The following is a 21,219-nucleotide window of genomic DNA, read 5'->3' on the forward strand; positions in this document are numbered from 1 at the left end:
GTCCGATGTACGGGAATATGCGAGTCGCGGAACCGGTCACGGCCGACGGCGTCGACGGCGCCCGATTCGTGACATACCGGAAACCATACCGGCAGCGGTGAGCAGGAGGGCGGCCACCTGTGCGGTGAGTCCGGGCAGGGAGCCCAGGCGGTCTGCGACGGTGATCGAGGTGCGCAGCGGCACATCGGCGACCAAGGACGCCTGCGTATACGCCTGCGTGCGCTGCTCGACGCCACCCCGGGGGTTGATGATTGCGGTCACCCCCACGGTGGATACCTGCACCAGGGCGCGCCCGTGAATCACGGCCTGGACCCGGCTCTGAGCCAGCTGTTGCTCCGCCTCGGAGGAGTGCAGGAAGCTGGCGTTGTTCGTGGGGATGATGATCGCCTCGCCGCCCTGCTCGACCCCTGCGCGCAGGGTGTCCTCGTAGGCGACTTCGAAGCAGATGCCCATGGCGAGCCTGACGTCGCGGTCCTGCACGGCGGCGTGAACGGTCAGTACCTGCGGGCCGGTGCCCGGGGCCATATCCGTGCCGATGCGGTCGACCTGATCAGTCAGGTGTCGCAGCTGCTCACGCAGGGGAATGTACTCGGCGAAGGGCACCGGGCGGTGCTTGCGGTAGTACTCCCCCGCGCCGACGCCGGGCGTCCACACCACCGTGTCGTTGTAGCGCACGCCGTCCGCATAGGGAACGACCCCGACGAGTAGCGGAGCCCCAACCGCCTGGGCGGCGGAGTCCACCAGCGCCGCAGAGGCAGGGTAGTCCCGCGGATCCAGGTCTGCGGCGTTCTCGGGCCAGACGACGACGTCGAGTGTCCCCCGCCCAACGTCCTGCGCGAGCGTGCGGGTTGCCTCGGCGTGGTTCCCGGTGACCTCCAGGGCCCGGCTGAAGGCGTCCTCGAACTCCTCGGCGACGTTACCCTGTACCGCGCCCACGCGCAGTGTGCCGTTCTGGGCGACGCCGTCCACCGGCGCCAGGACGGGTGCGAAGACGACGAGGCCTGCGAGCGCCGCCGCCAGGAGCCCGTTGAGCGCGCGGCGTCGGCGCAGCGCGGCGACGGTCTCCGCCAGGCCCGCGCCCGCCAGCGCCACCAGGGCGCTGAGCCCGACGGTGCCGCCGTAGGCGGCGAAGGGCAGCAGGGGTGCGTCGGCCATGGCGAAGGCAAGCCGTCCGAAGGGGAAGCCGCCCCACGGCCAGGCCGAGCGCAGCTCCTCCACCCCGCACCAGAGCACGGTGAAGGCAGATATGCGCGCCAGCAGGGCAAGGGCGCCGGGCTCCTCGAGACGTCCGATTCGACTGATGAGCGCCCAGGCAGCGCCGAGGGCCGCCAGGTAGAGCGCCTCCACGACGGTCAGGGCGGCCCAGCCGATCGGATTGCCCATGGCCACCGCCGCGAAGTGCAGCAGCGGGGTGAACAGGGCCAGGCCGAACACCAGGCCGAGTCCGGCTCCCGCCCAGGTGCCGCGGCCGCGCAGCGCCAAGACCAGCAGGGCGAGCCCGAGCGGGGCGGCCCACCAGGCACCGACGGGCGGGAAGGCGGCCCACACGGCCAGGCCGGCGCATCCGGAGGCGAGCAGCGGTGTCAGGAGGCGTAGGCCGTGCCTCATACGGAGGACCAACTGACCACTCCCCTGTTCACGTCCAGGCAGGCCTCGGCGGCGGTCACGGCCAGTGCGGCCAGGCCGGTCCGCTTCCCCGTGCCCGCACCGGAGGTGATGGTCGCCAGCTGGCCGAGCACATCCAGTAGCTGCTTGCACCAGCGCACGAAATCACCGGCGGTCAGGTCAGTGTCCTCAAGCATTGCAGCCAGGTCCGCGCCTTCGGCCCAGTCCCGCACTGCGGCCGCGAGGGCGGGCTCGGCACCGGTGGAGGGCTCCACCCGCTCCAGGGCCTCCAGGTCGCTGATGCGCCGGGAGACCGTCAGCTCGCGCCGCAGCACCTCCCCCAGTCGGGACCCGGGAGCGGCGGGCAGGCCGAGCGAGGACGCCGTCAGACGGGGCTCGTACACGCATGCCGACACCGCCCCCGCCAGGTCTGCCGAACCCAGGCCCTCCCACAGTCCGTGCTGCAGGCACTCGGCGACCAGCAGGTCGCGTTCGGCGTAGACCCGGGCCAGCACCCTGCCGGCGGCAGTAACCCGCAGCTCGCCGTCCTGGGGGCCGCGATCGGCGGGCTCCAGGTATCCGAGTTCCAGCAGCACCCGGCACACCGCGTCGAACTGACGGGCGATGGTGCCGGTCCGCTTGTCCACGCGGGCCTGAATGCGGTCAAGCTCCTCCCGGGTACGCACCCAGCGGCGGCCGACGCGGGCATGCTCCTCCCGGTGCGGGCAGGCGTGGCACGGGTGGGCGCGCATCTCGTGGCGCAGCCGCTCCAGACGCCTCCCCGCGTCCTCCTCCGGGCGGCGTCCGCGGCGGGAGCCGCGCCCGGTATCCGCATCGAGGTCCCCGGCGCGCAGCGCCTCCAGGAGGCTGTCCGCCAGCCGGTCCCGCTCGCGCGGGCGGCGTACGTCGAGGTGCTCGGACACCGGCAGTGAGCCGACCCGCATAACCCCGTCAGGGGCATTGTCCGGGGTGAGCGTGTGCACCCGCCGGTCCTCGCCCACCACCGTCAGCCGCGGTTCCCCGGTGTGGTCGCCGCCTTGGGATACGACGACGCCGTGCCGGTGCCGTCGTCCGATCCGGAACAGGACCACGTCGCCGCGGTCGAGCGCCTCGATGGAGCGGCTCGCCTCGCTGCGCCGGGCCGCTCGGTTCCCGCGGGACTGGTCCGCCTCGGCGTCGCTGATGCGTCTGCGCAACAGGGCGTACTCACTGAAGTCTCCCAGGTGGCATGCCATCTGCTGCTCCAGCGAGTCCAGCCGACGGCGCTTGCGGCGTACCTCAGCGGCCAGCTCAACCACGCCGCGGTCGGCCTGGAACTGCGCGAAGGAGGACTCCAGCACCTCCCGGGCGCGGGCGCGCGGCATCCGCCCCAGCAGGTTGACGGCCATGTTGTAGCTGGGGCGGAACGCGGACACCAGCGGGTAGGTGCGGCGGGAGGCGAGTGAGGAGACGAATGCGGGTTCGGCATCGTCGGTGGCCAGGACGACGGCGTGCCCCTCGACGTCGATGCCGCGTCTGCCGGCGCGCCCGGTCAGCTGCGTGTACTCGCCCGGTGTCAGGCTCACATGCGCCGAGCCGTTCCACTTGCGCAGCGACTCCAGTACCACCGTGCGGGCGGGCATGTTGATGCCCAGAGACAGCGTCTCGGTGGCGTAGACGACCTTGACCAGGTTCGCGGCGAAGAGCTCCTCCACGGTCTCCTTGAAGACCGGCAGCAGGCCCGCGTGGTGGGCGGCCACACCGCGGGTGAGCGCATTCGCCCAGGCATGGAATCCCAGCACCCCCAGATCCCCGGCGGGAATCTCCGCGGTGCGGCGTTCAATGATCTCCCGGATTCGGCGCGCCTCCTCCCGGCTGGTCAGGTCCACGCCGCGGCTGATCGCCTCACGGACTGCGTTCTCGCAGCCGGCACGGGAGAAGACGAACACGATCGCCGGCAGCAGGTCTGCGCGTTGCAGCGCGCCGATAACCGTACTGCGTGAGGGCGGACGCAGGCGGGCGTTGCGGGCACCGCCGTCGCCGCTCCGTTGGGGCCGCGGGCGCCCGCCGCCGCCACGCGACCAGCGGCCGCCCTGCCGGGACGGCGGGCGTCGTCGTCCCCCGGAAGCGCCAGGTCCGGGATACTCCCCCGCGGCAGCACGACGCGCATCCCTCACCGCGTTCAGAAGGTCGGGGTTCAGCGGTGGCCGGCCGGTCGGCGTTAGCGCGTCCCCCGGGCCCGCTGAGGCGGGGGCCGCCGGAGCCGAGTACAGCGGCAGCAGGCGCCGCCCAACCATCATGTGCTGAGTCAGCGGTACCGGACGGTGCTCGGAGACGACGACGGCGGTGCGCCCGCGCACCTGCCCAAGCCAGTCGCCGAACTCCTCCGCGTTGGACACCGTTGCAGACAGGGAGACCACCTGCACCTCCGGCGCGAGGTGGATGATGACCTCCTCCCACACCGGGCCCCGGAATCGGTCCGCCAGGTAGTGGACCTCATCCATGACCACGTAGCCGAGCCGGTCCAGGTCGCGGGCCCCGGAGTAGAGCATGTTGCGCAGCACCTCGGTGGTCATGACGATCACGTCGGCATGCGGGTTGATGGAGGTGTCTCCGGTGAGCAGCCCTACCCGGTCGGCGCCGTGCCTGGTGACCAGATCCAGGTACTTCTGGTTGGACAGCGCCTTGATGGGAGTGGTGTAGAAGGCCTTGAGCCCCTTCACCAGGGCCAGGTGGACGGCGAACTCCCCCACCACGGTCTTGCCGGCACCGGTGGGCGCGGCCACCAGTACGCCGTCTCCCGCCTCCAGAGCGCGGCAGGCGTCATTCTGGAAGTCGTCGAGGGGAAAGGCGTAGGTGGCGGCGAAGCGGGCGAGCTCGGTGCGCGATTCCGCCTGACGACGGCGTGCGGCGGCGTAGCGTTCTGCGGGTGAGCTCATGGGGTAACCCTATGCGCGGCCCCCGACTTATTCGCGCAATGGCAAGTGCGGCGGTCGGCGGCGGGATTCAGGCGTTGGCGCCGGGGGCGGGCTCGGCCAGGGCGGCGTCCAGGGCCGCATCCTCCTCGGCGCGGCGCCTGGCCACGTGCTTGTCGTGCCGGATGGAGATGTAGCAGGCCAGGAAGTAAAGGCCGGTGATCGGGATGGCCATGAAGATCATCGACCAGGGATCCGGCAGCGGGTTGGCGAAGGCCATGAAGGTGAAGATGCCGACCACCGCCCAGCGCCAGCCCTTGAGCATGGTGCGCCCCTTCATCACTCCCAGCCGGTTCAGGGCCACCATGATCTCCGGCAGCAGGAAGGCGGCGCCGAAGGCGAGCACCAGCCGCAGCACGAAGGACAGGTAGGTCGAGGCGTCCATGATGCCGGTGGAGGATGCCGTATTGGGGATGAAACCGGTGAGGATGACCACCGCGTGCGGCATGATCCACATGCCCAGGGCACAGCCGGCGGCGAACAGCAGTAGTCCGACCACGCCGAAGACCCAGGTGTAGGCCTTCTCCTTGCGGGTCATACCGGGTCCGACGTAGGCGAAGAACTCGTAGATCCACAGCGGGGAGGACAGCAGCACCCCGATCCAGATGGAGATGCGCAGCCGCATGTCGAAGGAGGACAGGATGGTGGAGAAGTTGATGTTGAGGTTGGCCCCGCGGGCATTGGCCACCTCAACCGGGTGAGTGATGAACTGGTAGGCGGCGTCGTAGAGGAAGTAGCCGACGATCGCCATCACGGTGACGCCGATCGCCGAGACGAACAGCCGGTTGCGCAGCTCGCGCAGGTGCTCCCCGATGGACATTACCGCCTCGGGATTCTCCCTGCGCTTGCTGCCCGGCAGCTTCGGCATGTGCGGCAAGTTCTACTCCTCTCGGGTCATTGCGCTCGACGAGCACCCGGGACCGGAGGGACGCCGGTCCCGAGGTCTTGCCGACGGCGAATCAACCTACGCAGGCCCGCGGTACCGTCCCTCCCGGACCGCGGGCTCCTGGTCTCACTGCTGGACGGTGCCGTCCGTGTACTGCTGCGGCTGCTGCGGGGCCTGCACCGGCTGCTGCGGGACGGCCTGCGGAGCGACCTGCCCCGGCTGCGTGGGCTGGGTGTAGTAGGTGCCCTGCTGCGGCTGCTGCGGAATCTGGGCCTGCGGCTGCTGCTGGGCGGCGGGGGCGTCATCATCCTCGCGCAGCTCCTTGACCTCCTTCTTGAACACCTTCATCGACTTGCCAATGCTTCCGGCGATCTCGGGAAGCCTGTTGGCACCGAAGATGAGAAGGACGAGGACAAGCAGAACGACGATATGCGTGGGCTTGATCACGACGCTGCTCCTTTCGTGGGGCTCGCAACTGAGATGAGCCCGCGTGGTACTGCATGAGTCTAGCGTTTCGCCGGTGGGGGCCCGAACACCTGACGGCGGTGTTCCACCCTAGGCGTATCAGCTCGGCTGGGCGTGGACCTCGGCGTCGAGGGCCAGGGCGCGCCGCGCTGCCGCACCGGCCTGAGCCATCAGGTCCGCGGGCTCCGCGGCCAGCAGGTGTCTTCCGGCGGAGAGCAGCAGGCCGGCCAGCCAGGCGCGGTCGCGGCCCCGCACCCGTACGTGCAGGGAGCCGTCCGGGGCGGTACGCACCTGCTCGCAGGGGATCTGCTCGGTGAGCCAGCGTCCCGTAGGCCTCAGGGTGAGCACCGCCTCGGGGGCGGCGGTGGCGGCCCGCGCCCCGCGCGGCGTGCGGTGTGTGCTCGCCGGGATCGGCAGTACCGTCGCCGTCAGTATCCGATCCAGGCGGAAGGACCGCTCGGCGCGGGCGGAGAGGCACCACGCCCGCAGCGTCAGGTGCGTGCCGTCGCTGACCAGCCGCACCGGATCGACGTCGCGCTCGGAGCGCTCATCGGTCGCGGAGACGTAGACCAGGTGCAGACGGCGTTGCTCGGCCAGTGCGCGGTGAACGGCCCGGAGCGTGGCGGACGGCGTACCAGGCTCGGCGGCGTCGACCGCGGCCGGCAGGTCCGTGTTGCGTATGTCACCTGGGTCGGATGCACGGGAGACGCTGTCAGAGCTCTCCGAGTCGCCCGCATCCTCTGCCGGGTCAGCGGCGCCCAGCGCCCGGCGCAGCACGCGGCGGGTGCTGGTCAGCGTCCTGACCGCCTCCGGATCGTCGGCCAGCACCTCGGCCAGCACCCCCAGCGACAGCTCCAGGGACACCGCCTCACGGCGGGACAGGCGCACGGGCCGGTCTAGGCCCAGCGGCTGGGTAAGGCTCAGCCGCCCCGCCTCGAAGTCGGTGGCGGAGAAGTCCACCAGGTCATCCGGCATGCCACCGGGTAGTCCAGAGACCCACAGCGTGTCCACGTCTGCGCGAATGGTCTGGGGGGTGACGCCGAAGTGCGCGGCCGCCTGCGCGAAGGTGGCGCCGTCGTGCTCGGCCACCCAGGCCGGCAGGGCGAGCAGGCGCACGAGCCGGTCGGTGGAACTGGGTCGGGCCACTTCACGCCTCCTCGGGGTGCGGGGATGCATCCAGTAGTGCAATCGCGTTCAGATGTGCAAGGACATCGCTGCGCAGCTGATCGGGGGCCAGCACGACGACGGCGTCCGCCAGTGCGGCCAGCGTCCCCGCGAAGGCGAAGCGGTCGGCGAAGGTGACCTGCAGAATGTCCCAGTGCGCGGGCAGCCGCCCCGCCAGGCTGGTGAGTGCCCCGTCGCCAAGCTCCTCCAGGCCCTGCGGCGTGCTGCCCGCAGCCAGCTCGGCGGCGCTAAGAGTCGCTAGGGCGCGGGAGCGCAGCTGGAGCGCGCGCCCGGGTGCGGCCGCTATCAGGGCCCGCGCCGGCGCTGGAGCGGGAGACTCGGGGATCACGTAGGCGCCGGCGTCGGAGGCCAGGGACACGGGTCCGAGCACACGTGCCAGCCGGAAGGTCCGCTTCTGGCCGGATGCCAGGTCCAGGCCGTCCAGGTACCAGGCGCCTTCGCTCATGCGCACGCGATGCGGCTCGACCACGCGAGCGCTGACTCGTCCGGAACTGGCCGATGCGTACTCGAAGCTCACGCGGCGCCGCTCCTGTACCGCAGTGAGCAGCTCGGCGGGAACCTGCCCGCCCGACACGTCGCTGCCCAGGTCGATGCTCAGGCTTCGCAGGGGGGCGACGGCGTCCGTAGCGGCGGCGACGGCGCGGATCTTGGTCAGGGCATGCCGTGCGGCGGGGGTCAGTGCCCCCGAGCGCCAGGCGGCCGCCGCCAGCTCGACGGCGGCCGCCTGCTCGGCGTCGAGGACGAGGTCGGGCAGCGCGTAGTCCGCGTCGGTGATGCGGTACCTGGCCTGATCGCCCTGACCGGTAGCGGTGACATCAATACCCAGGTCCCGCAGTACGCCCTTGTCGCGTTCGAACATACGGTCGGCGGCAGCGCCGCCGCCGGGGTCATATCCGACAACCGTCGTGATGATCTGCGCCTTGGTCATACCGCTCACGGTGTTGCGCAGGGCCAGCAGCAGGTTGACCTGCCGCTCCTCGGCGGGTACGGCCGGGTCGGTGCGGGGCGCGGGCTGGGACACGACGCCAGCGTATGCGCTGCGACCGGGGTGCAGCCGGTCAGACACCCCAGTGGCCTAGGCTGGAGTCCATGATGTGGCGTGACGGGAACGTGCTTGAAGTACTGCGGACCTGGGGGCGACCCGGTCGGCGCTGCGCAGAGGTCAGGGCACGTATTGTCTCGGCCCCACCGGGAGCAACGGTGATCGGCGACGGCGAACCGTGCCGGGCCATCGCCTACGAGTCGGTGACCGGCCTGCCGGAGCCCGGGGAGTGGGTGAGGCTGGAGGTGTCCGCGCTCGCCCGGGGACTGGGCACCGGCGGCCATGCGATGGTCACCGCGCGCCCAAGCCTGCTGCCGGAGGATCCCGTGTCGGGAGGGCACCTGGTCAAGGTCCGCTACATGCCCGATCAGGTCATGGTGACCGGGGTGGACGAGCAGGACACGGCGGACCATGCGCTGCTCGGCGCCCCGATCAACACCCTGACGCTCGGCGGCACGCCGGTGGTTGTCGCCGACCTGCACTCCGCCCTGCCCGCGGTGCTGGCGGGCCTGCGTGCCCAGGAGCCCGCGGCGGCGCCCGGGGTGCACGAGCCGCGGCGGCTGCGGGTGGCCTACGTGATGACCGATGGCGGCGCCCTGCCGCTGCCGTACTCGCGAACCGTTGCCGCGTTGCAGGAGTCCGGGGCGCTGGTGGGCACCGTGAGCGTCGGGCAGGCCTGGGGCGGAGACCTTGAGGCCGTGAGTATCCACAACGGGTTGCTCGCCGCCCGCCTGGTGCTGGGCGCAGAGGTGATCGTCGTCACCCAGGGGCCCGGCAATCTCGGTACCGACACGCCCTGGGGCTTCTCCGGGGTCGCCTGCGGGGACGCCGTCAATGCCGTCTCAGTGCTGGGCGGGCACCCGGTCGCCTGCCTGAGGGTTTCCGAGGCGGATGGTCGTCCCCGGCACCGGGGTGTCTCGCATCACTCAATGACCGCCTACGGGCGAGTCGCCCTGGCCGCCGCCGACGTCGTCGTCCCTGAGCTGGAGGGGCCCCTAGGGAGGCAGGTCGCAGAGCAGGCCGCGGCCCTGTGCGGTACTCGCCCGCAGGCTGCGGCGCACCGCCTGGTGGAGGAGCCGATCGCGGGGCTGTACGAAGCACTTGAGCGCATGCAGCGGGACACCGGGGTGCGGCTGAGCACCATGGGCCGCACGCTGGAGCAGGACGCCGCGGCCTTCCTGGCCGCGGCGGCGGCGGGCCGCCACGCCGCCCGCCTGGCCGCCGCCCGCACGCCCGCCTGAGCCCTGAGCGCGGTGCGTGCGCCCGGCCGCGGCTGCACTACGCTGAGCCCATGAAGACTTTCGAGGACCTTTTCGCAGAGCTCAAGGAGAAGGCCGCTACCCGCCCCGCCGGGTCCGGCACGGTTGAGGAGCTCGACCGCGGTGTGCACTTCATCGGCAAGAAGCTGGTGGAGGAGGCTGCCGAGTCCTGGATGGCCTGCGAGCACGAGTCCGACGAGGCCGCCTGTGAGGAGCTCAGCCAGCTGCTGTACCACACCCAGGTGATGATGCTCGCCAAGGGGTACACGCTCGAGGACATCTACCGTTACCTGTGACGGGCCCCGGCCCCACATAGACCCCCATTTCACCACTTATACAGTCAGGACCACATTGCTGCGCATCGCCGTGCCCAACAAGGGCTCCCTGTCCGAGCCCGCCACCACCATGCTCGCCGAGGCGGGCTACCGCACCCGCCGTTCCGGGCGGGAACTCGTCCTGGTCGACGACGCCAACCAGGTTGAGCTGTTCTTCCTGCGTCCGCGCGACATCGCCGTCTACGTCGGCCAGGGCACCGTGCACGCCGGCGTCACCGGCCGCGACCTGCTGCTGGACTCGGGCGTGGAGGCGATCGAGCACCTGCCGCTCGGCTTCGCCCGCTCCACCTTCCGCTTCGCTGCGCCCGCCGGCACCATGAGTACGCTCGCCGACATCGAGGGCAAGCGGGTGGCCACCTCCTACGACGTGCTCGTGCGCAACTTCCTGGCCGAACAGGGAATCAATGCTCAGACCGTGCACCTGGACGGCGCCGTGGAGTCCTCCGTGCAGCTGGGGGTGGCGGACCTGATCGCCGACGTCGTCGAGACCGGGTCCACGCTGCGTGCCGCCGGCCTGGAGACCTTCGGCGAACCGATCCTGGCCAGTGAGGCGGTGCTGATCACCACCGAGCAGTACCGCGACGAGCCCGGCCTGGCCACGCTCGTGCGCCGTCTGGAGGGGGTGCTGCGGGCCCGCTCCTACGTGCTCGTGGACTACGACATCCCCATGAACCGGCTGCACCTGGCCAGCGAGATCACCCCCGGCATCGAGTCCCCCACCGTCTCCCCGCTGCAGAACCCCGACTGGGTGGCGGTGCGGGCGATGGTCCCCCGCAAGGACGCCAACCGCGTCATGGACGAGCTCTACGCCATCGGCGCGCGCGCCATCCTGGTGTCCTCCCTGGTGGCCTGCCGGCTATAGCCGTGTTCACACGGTGAGCAGCGGCTCGCAGACGTCGTCGGAGGTCACGGTGGTCTGTCCGAGCAGGCCGCGGCCGGCCAGGAAGTCGATGGTCTGACCGACCTGCTCCGGCACCAGCGCGCCCACCACGGTGTCCTTACTGGGCCGCACCAGCTCACCCGTGGCCACGGCCACCTCGCGGGCGTTCTCGGCCTGTGCGGAGTCGACCAGGTCGGGCACGTACTCCTTGGTGGCCTCCACGGCCGCATCGGGGTCATCCACGAACCTGGTCATTCCAACGGCGGAGGCCGTCACCGCCGCCTCCAGCTCGGCGCGGCGGTCGGTCAGCACCTGCGGGGTGGTGATCAGGGAGGCGCCCAGCAGGGGCACTTCCTCACCGATTTCGATGATGCGCACCGGTGTGCCGTTGCGCGCAATCTGGACGGCGTCATTGTTGGAGAAGCCGGCGATCGCGTCCACCTTGCCGCTGGACAGGGCCGCCTGCTGGGTGTAGCCGATCTCCTGCACGTCGACGTCGTCCTCGGTCAGCCCGGCCGAGGACAGTGCCACCAGCACCGAGTACCAGGTCTCCCCCGTCTTGCCGGGGGTGCCGATCGTCTTGCCGGCCAGGTCCACGAGCTGGGTGATCTCGGAGTCCTCGGGGACGATGATGCAGCCCGGGTAGCGCTGGTAGTAGCCGCCGATGATCACCAGCTCATTGCCGTTGGACGCGGCCACGATGGCCTCGTCGCCGCCGGCCACCACCACGTGCTCGGTTCCGGCCAGTAGGGCGTCGAACTGCCCCTCCTGCTCCCCGTGGTGGCGCAGGGAGACACCCGGGGCATACTCGTCGTCGGCCAGAGCCAGGTAGAAGGGGGCGAACTGTACGTTCGGGGTGTAGGTCATGCCGATCACCAGTCCGGATGCGTCGGCGGAGGCTAACGCGGTGGCGGTCCGGGAGCCGGTGCCCGAGGCGCAGGCGGCCAGCAGCCCGGCGGTGCCCGCTCCCATGGCGGTCAGTAGCGTGCGGCGGGTCAAGCGGGGGGTCAGGGCGGTCATGGGGATTCCTTTCGGTGCCGTGTGGCGGTTCGGGTAGGCGGGCGGAGACAAGATTCGGTGCGGGTGGCGCTGGCACGGGGTGGGGCGGGAGCCTCTCAGGTGGCCCGGCGCCCCCGCATGGAGGCGACCACGCGGCTGCGGCGCTCCAGCTCGTGCAGCACCCAGTGGATGGTGGTGGCGATGACGCACAGCACCACGATGGTGGAGAACAGGCCGGTGGTGTCGACGGTTTGCCGCTGGGAGGCGAGCACCATGCCCAGGCCCTCCCCGCCCATGGTCATCTCGCCGATCACGGCTCCGGTGACGGACAGGGTGAATCCCGTGCGCAAGCCGGACAGGATCGCGGGCAGGGTCATCGGCAGCTCCATGTAGAGCAGCATGGACAGCCCGTGGGCGCCGTCGAGCCGGGCGGCATCGATGACATCGGTATCCAGGCCCCGCAGGCCCAGCAGGACGGTGACCGTGATCGGGAAGAAGACCATGAGCACGCACAGCACCACCGTCGGCACCGTCCCATAGCCGATCCACACCACCAGCAGTGGTGCAATGGCGATGGCCGGGACCGCTTGGGATGCGGCCACGTACGGCAGGACGGCCCGGGAGAAGCGGCGGGAGTGGTACAGGGTCCAGGCCAGGGGCAGGGACAGGACGGCTGCGGCCAGGCAGCCCAGCAGCGCCTCGCGCAGCGTCACCCAGGTGTATCCGGCGAGGCCGCCCTGGGTGAAGGCGAGCACCAGCCGACGGGCGACGTCGACGGGGCTGGGCAGGAAGACGGGCGGGATCAGGCCGGAGCGGGTGATCGCCCACCAGGCCGCCAGCAGCACGACCCCGAGTGCCGCCGCCGGGTTCAGCGACGGTCGCAGCAGGCGGGGTGATCCGGTACGCGGGCCCAGCGGCGCGCGGGCGGTCTCACGGTCGGCCACGCCGAGGGCGGTGCTGGCGACGGTGGCGCTGGTCATGCGCGGTGTCCTCTCCGGCTCCCCCGGAGCACCCGCCCCGGGGCACTCCGGGGTGACGGGCGGCATACGCGTAGCGCCGCACAGCGCGGGGCCGCTGCCTACGGCCGGGATGCGCCCGCATGGGAGCGCACCACGATCCGCTGACGCCGGACGCGCGCCACGTGTCTCCTCCCATCCGGACTTTCACCGTCGGTGCCGGAATTCCACCGGCTCAGCCGACCGCACCCACCCTGCGGGCGGACGCAACCGGGTCGCGGACTGTTACCGCCGGTTCGGACTTTCACCGACCCCGGAGCACGCTTGATGCACTGCCGACACTAGCGGGTGGTGGCAGCAGTGGCAACCCTGTTCGCCTGAAACGGTTGGGAGTGTGGTCCGTCTCAGTGGCGGCGTATGCCGAAGGATTTCGGGGTTGTGGGCGTGCGCGCCGCCGCTCACCAGCCCATCGGGGCCAGGCGCCATGGGAATGCTGCCGCGCCGTCGCCGGGATCGTCGGCGTCGAAAAGGCCGGGCAGCCGCCGCCCGCAGTGCCGGCAGCAGCCCACCGCATCCAGCTCGTAGGTCTCCACGGTATAGCCGAGGCGGACGATAACCGGGGCGCCGCAGCCGGGGCAGAACGTGGTCGCACCCTCCGCGTCGCGCACATTGCCCAGGTACACGAAGTGCAGCCCCGCCTCCAGCGCTGCGCGGCGGGCCCGCCGCAGCGTCACCACCGGCGTCCGCGGCCGGTCCAGCATGCGGTGGGCCGGGTGGAAGGCCGTCAGGTGCAGCGGCGTGTCCGCGCCCAGCGCGCCGACCACCCAGGCGGCGAGCCGACCGACCTCCGCGGGCGAGTCGTTCAGACCCGGGATGAGCAGCGTGGTCAGCTCCAGCCAGGTCGAGGTGTGCTCGCGCACGCGCACCAGCGTGTCCTGCACGTCGCGCAGCCTGGCCCCGGTGATCCTCCGGTAGAAGTCCTCGGTGAAGCCCTTGAGGTCAATGTTGGCGGCGTCCACGGCGCCGAACAGCTCCAGCCCCGGTTCGGCACAGATCCATCCGGCACTGACCGCGTAGGCCTCCAGCCCGCGCTCGTGGCAGGCGTGGGCGGTGTCGATGGCGTACTCGGCGAAGACCACCGGGTCGTTGTAGGTGAAGGCGACGGCGCGGGCGCCCAACCGGGCGGCCTGAGCGACGATGCTGCCCGGCGGGGCGTCCACGCTGAGCCCCTCGGTGGAGCGGGCGGTGGAGATCTCCCAGTTCTGGCAGAACTTGCATGACAGGTTGCAGCCGGCGGTGCCGAATGACAGTACCGAACTGCCGGGGTGGACATGGTTCAGCGGCTTCTTCTCCACCGGGTCCAGGCACACACCCGTGGACCGGCCGTAGGCGGTCAGCACGATCCGCTCCCCGCTGCGCCGACGCACGAAGCAGAAGCCCCGCTGCCCCTCCCGCAGGCGGCAGTGCCGCGGGCACAGGTCGCATTCCAGCCGGCCGTCCGGCAGCGGGTGCCACCAGTGGGCCGTGTAGCCGGCGTCCCCGCCCGCCGCGCCGGGCCCGAAGACGGGCGGGGCGGAGGCGGTCACGACTCCTCCCAGGCGCGAACCCGGTAGGTCTCCACCACCAGGTCCGCATCCCAGAAGGCGGCGGGCCAACCCGCCTTGAGCTTGAGATGGCGCAGGAAGTCGGCCGGGTCGGGCAGCTCATCCCACACCTGCGGCAGGAAGGTGGCGCGCCGCGCGCCCAGTCGCAGCACCACGCCGTCTACCCCCGGGCGCAGGCGACGGCGCACCTCCTGCTCGTCACGCGCGTCCATCCGCTGGGGAGTCGTCAGCACTGACACCTCCAGGCTCAGACCGGGCAGCTCCTGCGCCGTCACCGCCGGAAAGCGCGGGTCGCGCACGGCCGCGGCGACGGCGTTGGCGACGACGTCGTCGCCAAGCGGCCGGTGCGCCTCCACCGAGCCGATGCAGCCGCGCAGGGAGCCATCCGCGCCGCGCAGGGTGACGAAGGCGGCGCCGGGGCGATCCAGCCAGGCGGGCCGCTCCCCCGTCGGCAACCCGGCGGGCGCGCCGGCCTCGGCGCCCACCGCGCGGGCGATCGCCCGGCGGGCCAGCGGCAGCAGCGTGTCTCCGGCGTCGACGGGAGGCTCGGTCGGCTGTGGAACCGCCGCGGCGGCGGCAGGCTCGGCCTCAGCGGTGGCCGCCTCATGGAGGGCGACGGCGCAGTAGCCGACCACCCGATCCGGGTCGCCGGCGGTGTCCGCCGACGTGCACCGGCCCAACAGCTCCGCGCGCATGCCGTGCTCCCGCGCCGCCAACAGCATCCCGTCCAGTGGGGTGGCCCCGCAGGCGCGATCGTGGGGGATGGTGGCGTCCAGGGCGAGGATGCGCGCGACGGTCTCCTCGTCGACCGTAACGGCCAAGTCCTGCGGCAGGTAGTGGGACAGGTCGGAGGAGATGATGATGACGGTCTCCGGCCCGCCCCACAGCGCGTTGATCACGTCGGCGACCGCACGTGCACAGGCCTGTCCGACCGCCAGCGGCACCACCGTAACGTCGGCTCCCAGGACGGTCTGGATGAAGGGCAGCTGCACCTCCAGGGAGTGCTCCCAGGCGTGCGCCTCCGGTGCGGTGCTCACGCCGGGCAGGGCGGCCGCCTGCGCGCACCCGGCGGCATCGACCTTCAGCACGCCTAGAGGCGTGGCCAACTGGTCGGCGCCGGGCAGCGCCAGTCCCCGCACCGGCACCCGGTGCGTGGGTCCCAGCAGGATCACGCGGCTGATCCGCCCGCGGCCCCGGGACAGCCGCGCATAGGCGCGGGCCGCCATCGCTCCGGAGTAGATGTAGCCAGCGTGCGGGACCACGACTGCCTTGGGCACGGGGGCATTGCTCCGGTTGGCGCCGGCCCGGGCGAGCAGGTCTTCCAGCATGCGCCTGAGGGCCTTGGCCTCCCCCGGGTAGAAGCTTCCGGCGACGGCTGGGCGGCGGACGGTGTTCATGGTGCTCTCTCCCTTGAGTGCCTCAAGGATACGCCCAGACCTCCCCCGCGAGCCGGCCCCCGGATTCGTCGTCGACGCCGTCAGCGGGATGCGGCCACGGCGGCCTCGAACTCGGCGCCGACCGCCTCATCGGGGCGCCCCGCACGCGAAACGGACCACGCGGCCAGAAGGTTGGCGGCGAATCCGGGGGCGAGTTCGTACAGGTTGAAGATGCCGCCGGGCCCGCCCGAGGCATTGGCCCAGAGCATCACGACGACCGCGCCGGCGATGATTCCGGCGAAGGCGCCCGTAGCGGTCAGCCGCCGCCAGTACAGGCACAGCAGGATCGTGGGGCCGAAGGAGGCGCCGAAGCCCGCCCAGGCGAAGGCGACCAGCGCCAGGATCGTGTCATTGGGTGTCCACGCCATGGCGGCGGCGACCACGGCGACGACGAGCACGGCGAAGCGGGAGTACATGACCAGCCGCCGCTGTGAGACCTCGCGACGGAAGACGTGCCGGTAGATGTCCTCGATCAGCGCCGAGGAGGTCACCAGCAGCTGGCTGGAAATGGTGGACATGATGGCGGCGAGGATGGCGGCCAGCATGAATCCGGCCACGAAGGGGTGGAAGAGCAGCTGCCCGAGGGCGATGAAGACGGTCTCCGGATTGGCCAGCTCGGTATAGTCACGCTGGAAGACGGCGACTCCGACGATCGCGGTGGCGGCGGCCCCGGCTACGGCGAACAGCATCCAGCCGATGCCGATGCGGCGCCCTGAGACCGCCTCCTGGGGACTGCGCAGCGCCATGAACCGCACAATGATGTGCGGCTGCCCGAAGTACCCCAGGCCCCACGCCAGGGAGGAGAGGATGCCGATCACGGAGGTGGTCGGGCCCAGCACCGCCCAGTAGTGCGGGTCCACCTCACTGACGGCACGCAGAGCCTGCAGCGGCCCGCCCAGGCGCACCACGCCCACTACGGGCACGGCGACCAGCGCGGCCACCATCATGATGCCCTGGACCAGGTCCGTGTAGGAAACCGCCAGGAAACCGCCGACGAGCGTGTACATGACGGTGATGCCGGCCACCAGCGTCAGCCCCAGGCGATAGTCCATCCCGAAGGAGGACTCGAAGAAGGTGCCGCCTGAGACCATGCCGGCGGACACGTAGAACGTGAAGAAGACGACGATCACGCCGCCGCTGGCCCAGCGCAGCAGGTGGCGGTCGTCATGGAGCCGGTTGTCCAGGAAGCTGGGGATGGTGATGGAATCCTGGGCGACCTCCGTGTAGGAGCGCAGCCGGGGCGCCACGTAGCGCCAGTTGAGCCAGGCGCCCACGGTCAGTCCGACGGCGATCCACGCCTCCACCAACCCGCTGGCGTACAGGGCCCCGGGCAGGCCCATGAGCAACCAGCCGGACATGTCTGAGGCGCCGGCAGAAAGCGCGCTGACCGCGGGTCCGAGCCCGCGGTCAGCCAGCATGTAGTCGTCCAAGGAGTCGTTGTGACCGTACGCCCACCAGCCGATCGCCACCATTCCGATGAAGTAGATGATCATGGAGATGGCTTGGAAGGTCGTCTCGGTCATGGTTCTCCTATGGGGACGGTGGGCCTGCAACCTGCCGCAGTTTAAGGGACACGGCGGCGTCGGCGTCGGCGTGTACCGTCTCCAGGTCCTTGCCGGTGCCCGCTGCCGCGTATGCGGCGACGAGACCCTCCACGAGAGCGCCACCGGACAGGCGTACGCGTGCGACCAGCTCCGGGTCGAGGAGCTCCAGAGCCATCTGGGCGGACAGCACGCCGCTGCCCAGGTCTGCCAGGACCAGCACGCCGTCGCCGTCGTCGGCACGTTCAACGGCGGCCATGATCTCGGTGGCGTCGGTTCCCAGGGTGCCGTCGGGCATTCCAGCGGCCACCTCCGTGTGCACCTCCAGACCGGGGATCAGCCCCTTGGCCAGGTCCACGACTGCCTCTGCGAGGGCGCGCGAGTGAGAGACGACGACGATGCCGGTCATGCCTCACCCGCCGCGCTACCGGAGACGACGTCTGCCAGCGCCTGCACGATCAGTGCCGTGGAGGCGGCGCCGGGGTCGATATGGCCGATGGACCGCTCCCCCAGGTAGGACGCCCGCCCCTTCTTCGCCGGCATCGGCTCGGTGGCCGCGCGGCCGGAATCCGCTGCGGCTGCGGCTGCGGCAACGGCCTGCGCCAGGGAGGAGGTGTCTGCAGCGGCGGCGTTGAGCGCCTCCAGTGCGGGATTCCAGGCGTCGATCATGGTTTTGTCACCCGCCTCGGCGCTGCCGCGCTGGACAATGCCACCGACGCCGGCAGCCACGGCCGCAGCCAGGGAGTCGACGTCCAGGGCGTCCTTGCCGGCGCAGGCGGTCGACATGCGCAGGAAGAAGGTGCCATACAGCGGGCCGGCGGCGCCGCCGACCTTCGAGATCAGAGCCATGGCGGTCTGCTTCAGCACGGCCGCGGGTGCCTGCGGCTGCGACGCCAGTGCGTCGACCGCGGCGGCGAGGCCCCGCTTCATGTTGGCGCCGTGGTCGGCGTCGCCGATCGCGGCGTCAAGCGCGGTGAGCTCGTCGGCGTGCGCGGAGATGAGCTGGCTGGTGCGGCGGATCCAGTCGGCTACGGCGGCCCCGTCGAGGACTGTCAGAGGTGTAGGTGTGGTCGAGGTCATGTGCTCATACCCCCCACCGCAGTCCGGGCGTGTTCACCGGGGCGTCCCACAGGCGCAGCATCTCCTCATCCGCGCGCACCAGGGTGAGCGAGCAGCCGGCCATATCGAGGCTGGTGATGTAGTTGCCGACCAGCGAGCGCTCCACCTTGATCCCGGCGTCCTTGAGGATCCTGGCGACCTCGCCGTACATGAGGTACAGCTCCAGCAGGGGGCTGGCACCCATGCCGTTGAGGAAGGCGATTACGCCGTGGCCGTCACCGGCGGGCAGCTCCTCCAGGATGGGCGCGGTCAGGCGGGCGGCGATCTCGGACGCGGAAGCGATCTTCTCGCGGCGGCGACCTGGCTCGCCGTGGATGCCGATACCGATCTCGATCTCATCGTCGGGCAGGTCGAATGAGGGCTTGCCGTTGGCGGGCACGGTGCAGGAGGTCAGTGCCACGCCCATGGAGCGGCCCGCCTCGGAGGTGCGCTTGGCGACGGCGGCGACCTCGGCGAGCGTGCGGCCCTCCTCTGCGGCGGCGCCGGCGATCTTCTCCACGATCACGGTCACGCCCACACCCCGGCGGCCGGCGGTGTAGAGGGAGTCCTCCACGGCGACGTCGTCGGCGGTCACCACGGTGGCGACTTCGATGCCGGACTCGGCGGCGACCAGCTCGGCGGCCATGTCGAAGTTCATGACGTCGCCGGTGTAGTTCTTCACGATGTGCAGCACGCCCGCGCCGCGGTCGACGGCCGCCGTGGCCGCAGATACCTGGTCGGGAACAGGCGAGGTGAAGATCTCCCCGGCGCAGGCTGCGTCAAGCATGCCGGTTCCGACGAAGCCCCCGTGCAACGGCTCGTGGCCACTGCCGCCGCCGGAGACGATGGCGACCTTGCCCATGTCCTTGGGAGTGGCCCGGTAGATGATGTGCTGCGCCTCATCGACTCTGAGGCTGTCGGGGTGTGCCGCGGCCATTCCGGCCAGTGCGTCGGTGACTACCCCATCGACGGAGTTGATTAACTTTTTCATGGCAGAACTGTACCGCGACTGAGGCGCCGATCACTGCCGCGGCATGCGTAGGCGGCCGGTTCGATATATGCAGGGGGCTGTGCAGGACCGGTACGACGCTTCGTTCACGTCGGCCCGCTGGGCGCCGTGCAGGGCGGGTCAGGGCGCCGTGCACAGCACGATGGCCACCGCCCAGTCGCCGTCATGGCTCAGGGATACAGGCCAGCGCTCAGGTGCGGCGGCATCCTCCCCCAGGCTTGCGCCAACCGCCGCGGCAACGGTTCCGGTCAGGCGCAGGGACGGGCGTCCCCAGCGGTCACCGACCAGCTCGATCTCACGCCAGTCGACCGCCTCAGGCGACAGCTGCGGAGGGACCGATCGCCCGGCCACGGTGTTGGCGGCGGCGGACCAGGCCTTGACGAAGGCCTCCTTCGCGGCCCAGCGTCCCGCCAGGTGCTCGACCTGCGGTGAGCTGCCGGCGTCGGCCCGGCGAGCGGCGTCGCGCCGCTCGCGGGCGGTGAAGGCCCGCCCGGCGAAGACGGTGCCGGGCTGGTCCAGCTGCTCGGCCAGGCCGGGGATGTGGACCAGGTCCACGCCGACGCCGAGGATCCCACCGTTTTGACGTTCAGGGACGTCGGGCAACCGCGGTTCAACGCCCATAGTGGAGCCTGCACGCAACGACGAGAATGTCATCCCCACCGACCCGGTAAACGAGCCTGTGCTCGGCGGTGATGCGACGCGACCAGTAGCCGCTGAGATTGCCGCGGAGGGCCACAGGCTTGCCGGGTCCCTCGCTGCCGTGCCGTTGGATGTCCTGGAGGAGGAGATTGACGCGTTCGAGCACTCGACGATCCTCAGCCTGCCACCACAGGTAGTCCTCCCAGGCGTGGGTAGACCAGATGAGTCGCATGACGGGCCCGGTCAGTCCTCACCGGTGTTCACCAGCTCGTGGGCCTTGCCGCGCCCTTCCTCGAGCTCGGTGATCGACTCCAGGAGCCGTCTGGCGTTGGCGGGGTTGCGCAGGAGATAAGCGGTCTCCTTGAGCGCCTCATACTCAGCTAGGGAGACGATGACGGCGGGATCGTGCCCGGCTCGAGTGATGACGACCTCCTCGCGGTCGTCCACCACGTCATTGAGCACTTGGGCGTAGCGTGCGCGGGACTCCGTGTAGGTCATGGTCCTCATGACTCACCTCCTGTGCAGAAAACTGTACGTCGCGTTGATTCTTCACTGCAATGGAGCGTCGCCGAGCAGTTCTGTCTCGCGCCAGTCGTCCGCTGCTGGCGCCAGCCGGCGGGCCGGCGCATGGTGACCACCGGGAGCACGCCCCGCCACAGCGCCTCCGAGCCCGGAATTGCTTGGAATCCGAGTCGCCTGTAGAAGCGTTGCGCCCCACGGTTGAAGCGGGCCACATCCAGGTCGACGGGCCGGTCCGGATCCAAGCCCGCCATGGCCGCCCGGGCCAGCGCGCTGCCGACCCCGCGGTATCTGAACGCGGCATCTATGTAGAGGGCCTGGAGGTACTGGTCGCCTGCATCCCCGACCTGCGTGATCGCGACGCCGATGATCTCGCCGTCGCCGCCGTCGGCGACTATGTAAGAGCCTCGTTCCCCGGAGGCCGCGTCCTGTGCCAGCCGGGCGATGCCTTCGTCGCTGAGCCGAGGCTTCCAGATCTCGTCGACCCACTGCCGGGTGGCCCCTTCGGGGTGGACGTAGGTGTCGCACCAGGCGCGGTACCACACTCCCGTAGCCGCACGAGCGTCTGAGGCGCGCATGGGGCGCACCGTGAACAAGCAGTCTTCGTTGTGGTAGGCGGCCCGTCTGGCGTTGCTCATCACTCAATCTTAAGTCTCCGTCTGACAGCTATTCGTGTCAGCGTGTGTGGCGGGCCGACGGGTGGCCTGCGTGTGCGGAATGCCGGGCGTGCCAGGCGGACGCTCAACCACGCGCCCTCGATCTTTTGCCGAGTAGGGACACGATTCCGTCAATGATAGGTGCCCCGGC

The 21,219-nt window shown here is 70.8% G+C and carries 21 protein-coding genes and 1 riboswitch; of the genes, 3 read left to right on the forward strand and 18 right to left on the reverse strand.

All coding sequences use genetic code 11. From position 1 onward, the window contains the following. Positions 1–36 precede the first annotated feature (36 nt). The 6 genes from lnt to E4J16_RS06375 all read right to left on the reverse strand — a co-directional run bounded on the left by lnt (position 37) and on the right by E4J16_RS06375 (position 8,116). On the reverse strand, positions 37–1,608 hold the full coding sequence (lnt, locus tag E4J16_RS06350) for an apolipoprotein N-acyltransferase (protein ID WP_136313547.1): 1,572 nt from the start codon (positions 1,606–1,608) through the stop codon (positions 37–39). Further along, the gene (locus E4J16_RS06355) at positions 1,605–4,523 is read right to left on the reverse strand and encodes a DEAD/DEAH box helicase (RefSeq protein ID WP_136313548.1); all 2,919 of its coding nucleotides are present in this window, start codon (positions 4,521–4,523) and stop codon (positions 1,605–1,607) included. Before E4J16_RS06355 ends, lnt begins: the two co-directional genes overlap by 4 nt. A gap of 67 nt (positions 4,524–4,590) precedes the next feature. After that, on the reverse strand, positions 4,591–5,427 hold the full coding sequence (tatC, locus tag E4J16_RS06360) for a twin-arginine translocase subunit TatC (protein WP_420809338.1): 837 nt from the start codon (positions 5,425–5,427) through the stop codon (positions 4,591–4,593). 144 nt (positions 5,428–5,571) lie between these two features. Then, positions 5,572–5,892 carry a Sec-independent protein translocase subunit TatA gene (gene tatA, locus E4J16_RS06365; protein WP_136193045.1) on the reverse strand — a complete coding sequence of 107 codons (321 nt, stop codon included), beginning with the start codon at positions 5,890–5,892 and terminating at the stop codon, positions 5,572–5,574. 117 nt (positions 5,893–6,009) lie between these two features. Continuing rightward, positions 6,010–7,056, reverse strand: coding sequence for a helix-turn-helix transcriptional regulator (locus tag E4J16_RS06370; RefSeq protein WP_136313550.1), 1,047 nt, complete (start codon positions 7,054–7,056; stop codon positions 6,010–6,012). A gap of 1 nt (position 7,057) precedes the next feature. Next, positions 7,058–8,116, reverse strand: coding sequence for a helix-turn-helix transcriptional regulator (locus E4J16_RS06375; protein ID WP_240038323.1), 1,059 nt, complete (start codon positions 8,114–8,116; stop codon positions 7,058–7,060). Between the two features lie 68 nt (positions 8,117–8,184). On the opposite strand from E4J16_RS06375, the gene E4J16_RS06380 reads away from it, so the two are divergent. Genes E4J16_RS06380 through hisG form a run of 3 tightly spaced genes read left to right on the forward strand, consistent with a single transcriptional unit; the run spans position 8,185 to position 10,593 of the window. Then, positions 8,185–9,378 carry a DUF3866 family protein gene (locus E4J16_RS06380; RefSeq protein WP_136313551.1) on the forward strand — a complete coding sequence of 398 codons (1,194 nt, stop codon included), beginning with the start codon at positions 8,185–8,187 and terminating at the stop codon, positions 9,376–9,378. A gap of 50 nt (positions 9,379–9,428) precedes the next feature. Beyond that, the gene (locus E4J16_RS06385; protein WP_136193042.1) at positions 9,429–9,692 is read left to right on the forward strand and encodes a phosphoribosyl-ATP diphosphatase; all 264 of its coding nucleotides are present in this window, start codon (positions 9,429–9,431) and stop codon (positions 9,690–9,692) included. A 55-nt stretch (positions 9,693–9,747) separates the two neighbouring features. Continuing rightward, positions 9,748–10,593, forward strand: coding sequence for an ATP phosphoribosyltransferase (gene hisG / locus E4J16_RS06390; protein WP_073332221.1), 846 nt, complete (start codon positions 9,748–9,750; stop codon positions 10,591–10,593). A gap of 6 nt (positions 10,594–10,599) precedes the next feature. Here hisG and E4J16_RS06395 read toward each other — a convergent pair whose 3' ends face one another. The 12 genes from E4J16_RS06395 to E4J16_RS06450 form a co-directional block, all read right to left on the reverse strand. After that, positions 10,600–11,631, reverse strand: coding sequence for an ABC transporter substrate-binding protein (locus E4J16_RS06395; RefSeq protein ID WP_136313552.1), 1,032 nt, complete (start codon positions 11,629–11,631; stop codon positions 10,600–10,602). Between the two features lie 95 nt (positions 11,632–11,726). Beyond that, entirely contained in the window at positions 11,727–12,590 is an 864-nt protein-coding gene (locus tag E4J16_RS06400) for an ABC transporter permease (protein ID WP_136193039.1), read from the reverse strand. Between the two features lie 159 nt (positions 12,591–12,749). Then, positions 12,750–12,892, reverse strand: a riboswitch (FMN riboswitch). A 132-nt stretch (positions 12,893–13,024) separates the two neighbouring features. Continuing rightward, entirely contained in the window at positions 13,025–14,152 is a 1,128-nt protein-coding gene (amrS, locus tag E4J16_RS06405) for an AmmeMemoRadiSam system radical SAM enzyme (protein WP_136313553.1), read from the reverse strand. Beyond that, positions 14,149–15,567 (reverse strand): AmmeMemoRadiSam system protein B, encoded by a 1,419-nt coding sequence (gene amrB, locus E4J16_RS15685; protein ID WP_136193037.1) that lies wholly within the window; start codon positions 15,565–15,567, stop codon positions 14,149–14,151. Before amrB ends, amrS begins: the two co-directional genes overlap by 4 nt. Before the next feature lie 80 nt (positions 15,568–15,647). Beyond that, the gene (gene putP / locus E4J16_RS06415) at positions 15,648–17,129 is read right to left on the reverse strand and encodes a sodium/proline symporter PutP (RefSeq protein WP_136193036.1); all 1,482 of its coding nucleotides are present in this window, start codon (positions 17,127–17,129) and stop codon (positions 15,648–15,650) included. A 7-nt stretch (positions 17,130–17,136) separates the two neighbouring features. After that, positions 17,137–17,556: a dihydroxyacetone kinase phosphoryl donor subunit DhaM gene (gene dhaM / locus E4J16_RS06420; protein WP_136313554.1), complete on the reverse strand. Its 420-nt coding sequence runs from the start codon at positions 17,554–17,556 to the stop codon at positions 17,137–17,139. Next, positions 17,553–18,227: a dihydroxyacetone kinase subunit DhaL gene (gene dhaL, locus E4J16_RS06425; RefSeq protein WP_136193034.1), complete on the reverse strand. Its 675-nt coding sequence runs from the start codon at positions 18,225–18,227 to the stop codon at positions 17,553–17,555. Before dhaL ends, dhaM begins: the two co-directional genes overlap by 4 nt. Positions 18,228–18,231: 4 nt before the next feature. Then, on the reverse strand, positions 18,232–19,236 hold the full coding sequence (gene dhaK / locus E4J16_RS06430) for a dihydroxyacetone kinase subunit DhaK (protein ID WP_136193033.1): 1,005 nt from the start codon (positions 19,234–19,236) through the stop codon (positions 18,232–18,234). Positions 19,237–19,374: 138 nt separating this feature from the next. After that, positions 19,375–19,875 (reverse strand): holo-ACP synthase AcpS, encoded by a 501-nt coding sequence (acpS, locus tag E4J16_RS06435; protein ID WP_136193032.1) that lies wholly within the window; start codon positions 19,873–19,875, stop codon positions 19,375–19,377. Continuing rightward, on the reverse strand, positions 19,865–20,125 hold the full coding sequence (locus E4J16_RS06440; protein ID WP_136193031.1) for a Txe/YoeB family addiction module toxin: 261 nt from the start codon (positions 20,123–20,125) through the stop codon (positions 19,865–19,867). Before E4J16_RS06440 ends, acpS begins: the two co-directional genes overlap by 11 nt. Before the next feature lie 11 nt (positions 20,126–20,136). Beyond that, complete coding sequence (locus tag E4J16_RS06445) at positions 20,137–20,400, reverse strand: type II toxin-antitoxin system Phd/YefM family antitoxin (RefSeq protein WP_136193030.1); 264 nt, start codon at positions 20,398–20,400, stop codon at positions 20,137–20,139. Further along, the gene (locus tag E4J16_RS06450; protein ID WP_136313555.1) at positions 20,397–21,050 is read right to left on the reverse strand and encodes a GNAT family N-acetyltransferase; all 654 of its coding nucleotides are present in this window, start codon (positions 21,048–21,050) and stop codon (positions 20,397–20,399) included. Before E4J16_RS06450 ends, E4J16_RS06445 begins: the two co-directional genes overlap by 4 nt. Between the last annotated feature and the right edge of the window lie 169 nt (positions 21,051–21,219).

It is taken from the genome of Actinomyces procaprae (assembly GCF_004798665.1).
Taxonomy (GTDB): Bacteria; Actinomycetota; Actinomycetes; order Actinomycetales; family Actinomycetaceae; genus Actinomyces; species Actinomyces procaprae.

Coding starts and splice junctions, on each gene's coding strand:
- lnt (WP_136313547.1), bottom strand. CDS start 1,608: ATGAGGCACGGCCTACGCCTCCTGACACCGCTGCTCGCCTCCGGATGC.
- E4J16_RS06355 (WP_136313548.1), bottom strand. CDS start 4,523: ATGAGCTCACCCGCAGAACGCTACGCCGCCGCACGCCGTCGTCAGGCG.
- tatC (WP_420809338.1), bottom strand. CDS start 5,427: ATGCCGAAGCTGCCGGGCAGCAAGCGCAGGGAGAATCCCGAGGCGGTA.
- E4J16_RS06380 (WP_136313551.1), top strand. CDS start 8,185: ATGATGTGGCGTGACGGGAACGTGCTTGAAGTACTGCGGACCTGGGGG.
- E4J16_RS06385 (WP_136193042.1), top strand. CDS start 9,429: ATGAAGACTTTCGAGGACCTTTTCGCAGAGCTCAAGGAGAAGGCCGCT.
- E4J16_RS06395 (WP_136313552.1), bottom strand. CDS start 11,631: ATGACCGCCCTGACCCCCCGCTTGACCCGCCGCACGCTACTGACCGCC.
- E4J16_RS06400 (WP_136193039.1), bottom strand. CDS start 12,590: ATGACCAGCGCCACCGTCGCCAGCACCGCCCTCGGCGTGGCCGACCGT.
- amrB (WP_136193037.1), bottom strand. CDS start 15,567: ATGAACACCGTCCGCCGCCCAGCCGTCGCCGGAAGCTTCTACCCGGGG.
- putP (WP_136193036.1), bottom strand. CDS start 17,129: ATGACCGAGACGACCTTCCAAGCCATCTCCATGATCATCTACTTCATC.
- dhaM (WP_136313554.1), bottom strand. CDS start 17,556: ATGACCGGCATCGTCGTCGTCTCTCACTCGCGCGCCCTCGCAGAGGCA.
- dhaL (WP_136193034.1), bottom strand. CDS start 18,227: ATGACCTCGACCACACCTACACCTCTGACAGTCCTCGACGGGGCCGCC.
- dhaK (WP_136193033.1), bottom strand. CDS start 19,236: ATGAAAAAGTTAATCAACTCCGTCGATGGGGTAGTCACCGACGCACTG.
- acpS (WP_136193032.1), bottom strand. CDS start 19,875: ATGGGCGTTGAACCGCGGTTGCCCGACGTCCCTGAACGTCAAAACGGT.
- E4J16_RS06440 (WP_136193031.1), bottom strand. CDS start 20,125: ATGCGACTCATCTGGTCTACCCACGCCTGGGAGGACTACCTGTGGTGG.
- E4J16_RS06445 (WP_136193030.1), bottom strand. CDS start 20,400: ATGAGGACCATGACCTACACGGAGTCCCGCGCACGCTACGCCCAAGTG.
- E4J16_RS06450 (WP_136313555.1), bottom strand. CDS start 21,050: ATGAGCAACGCCAGACGGGCCGCCTACCACAACGAAGACTGCTTGTTC.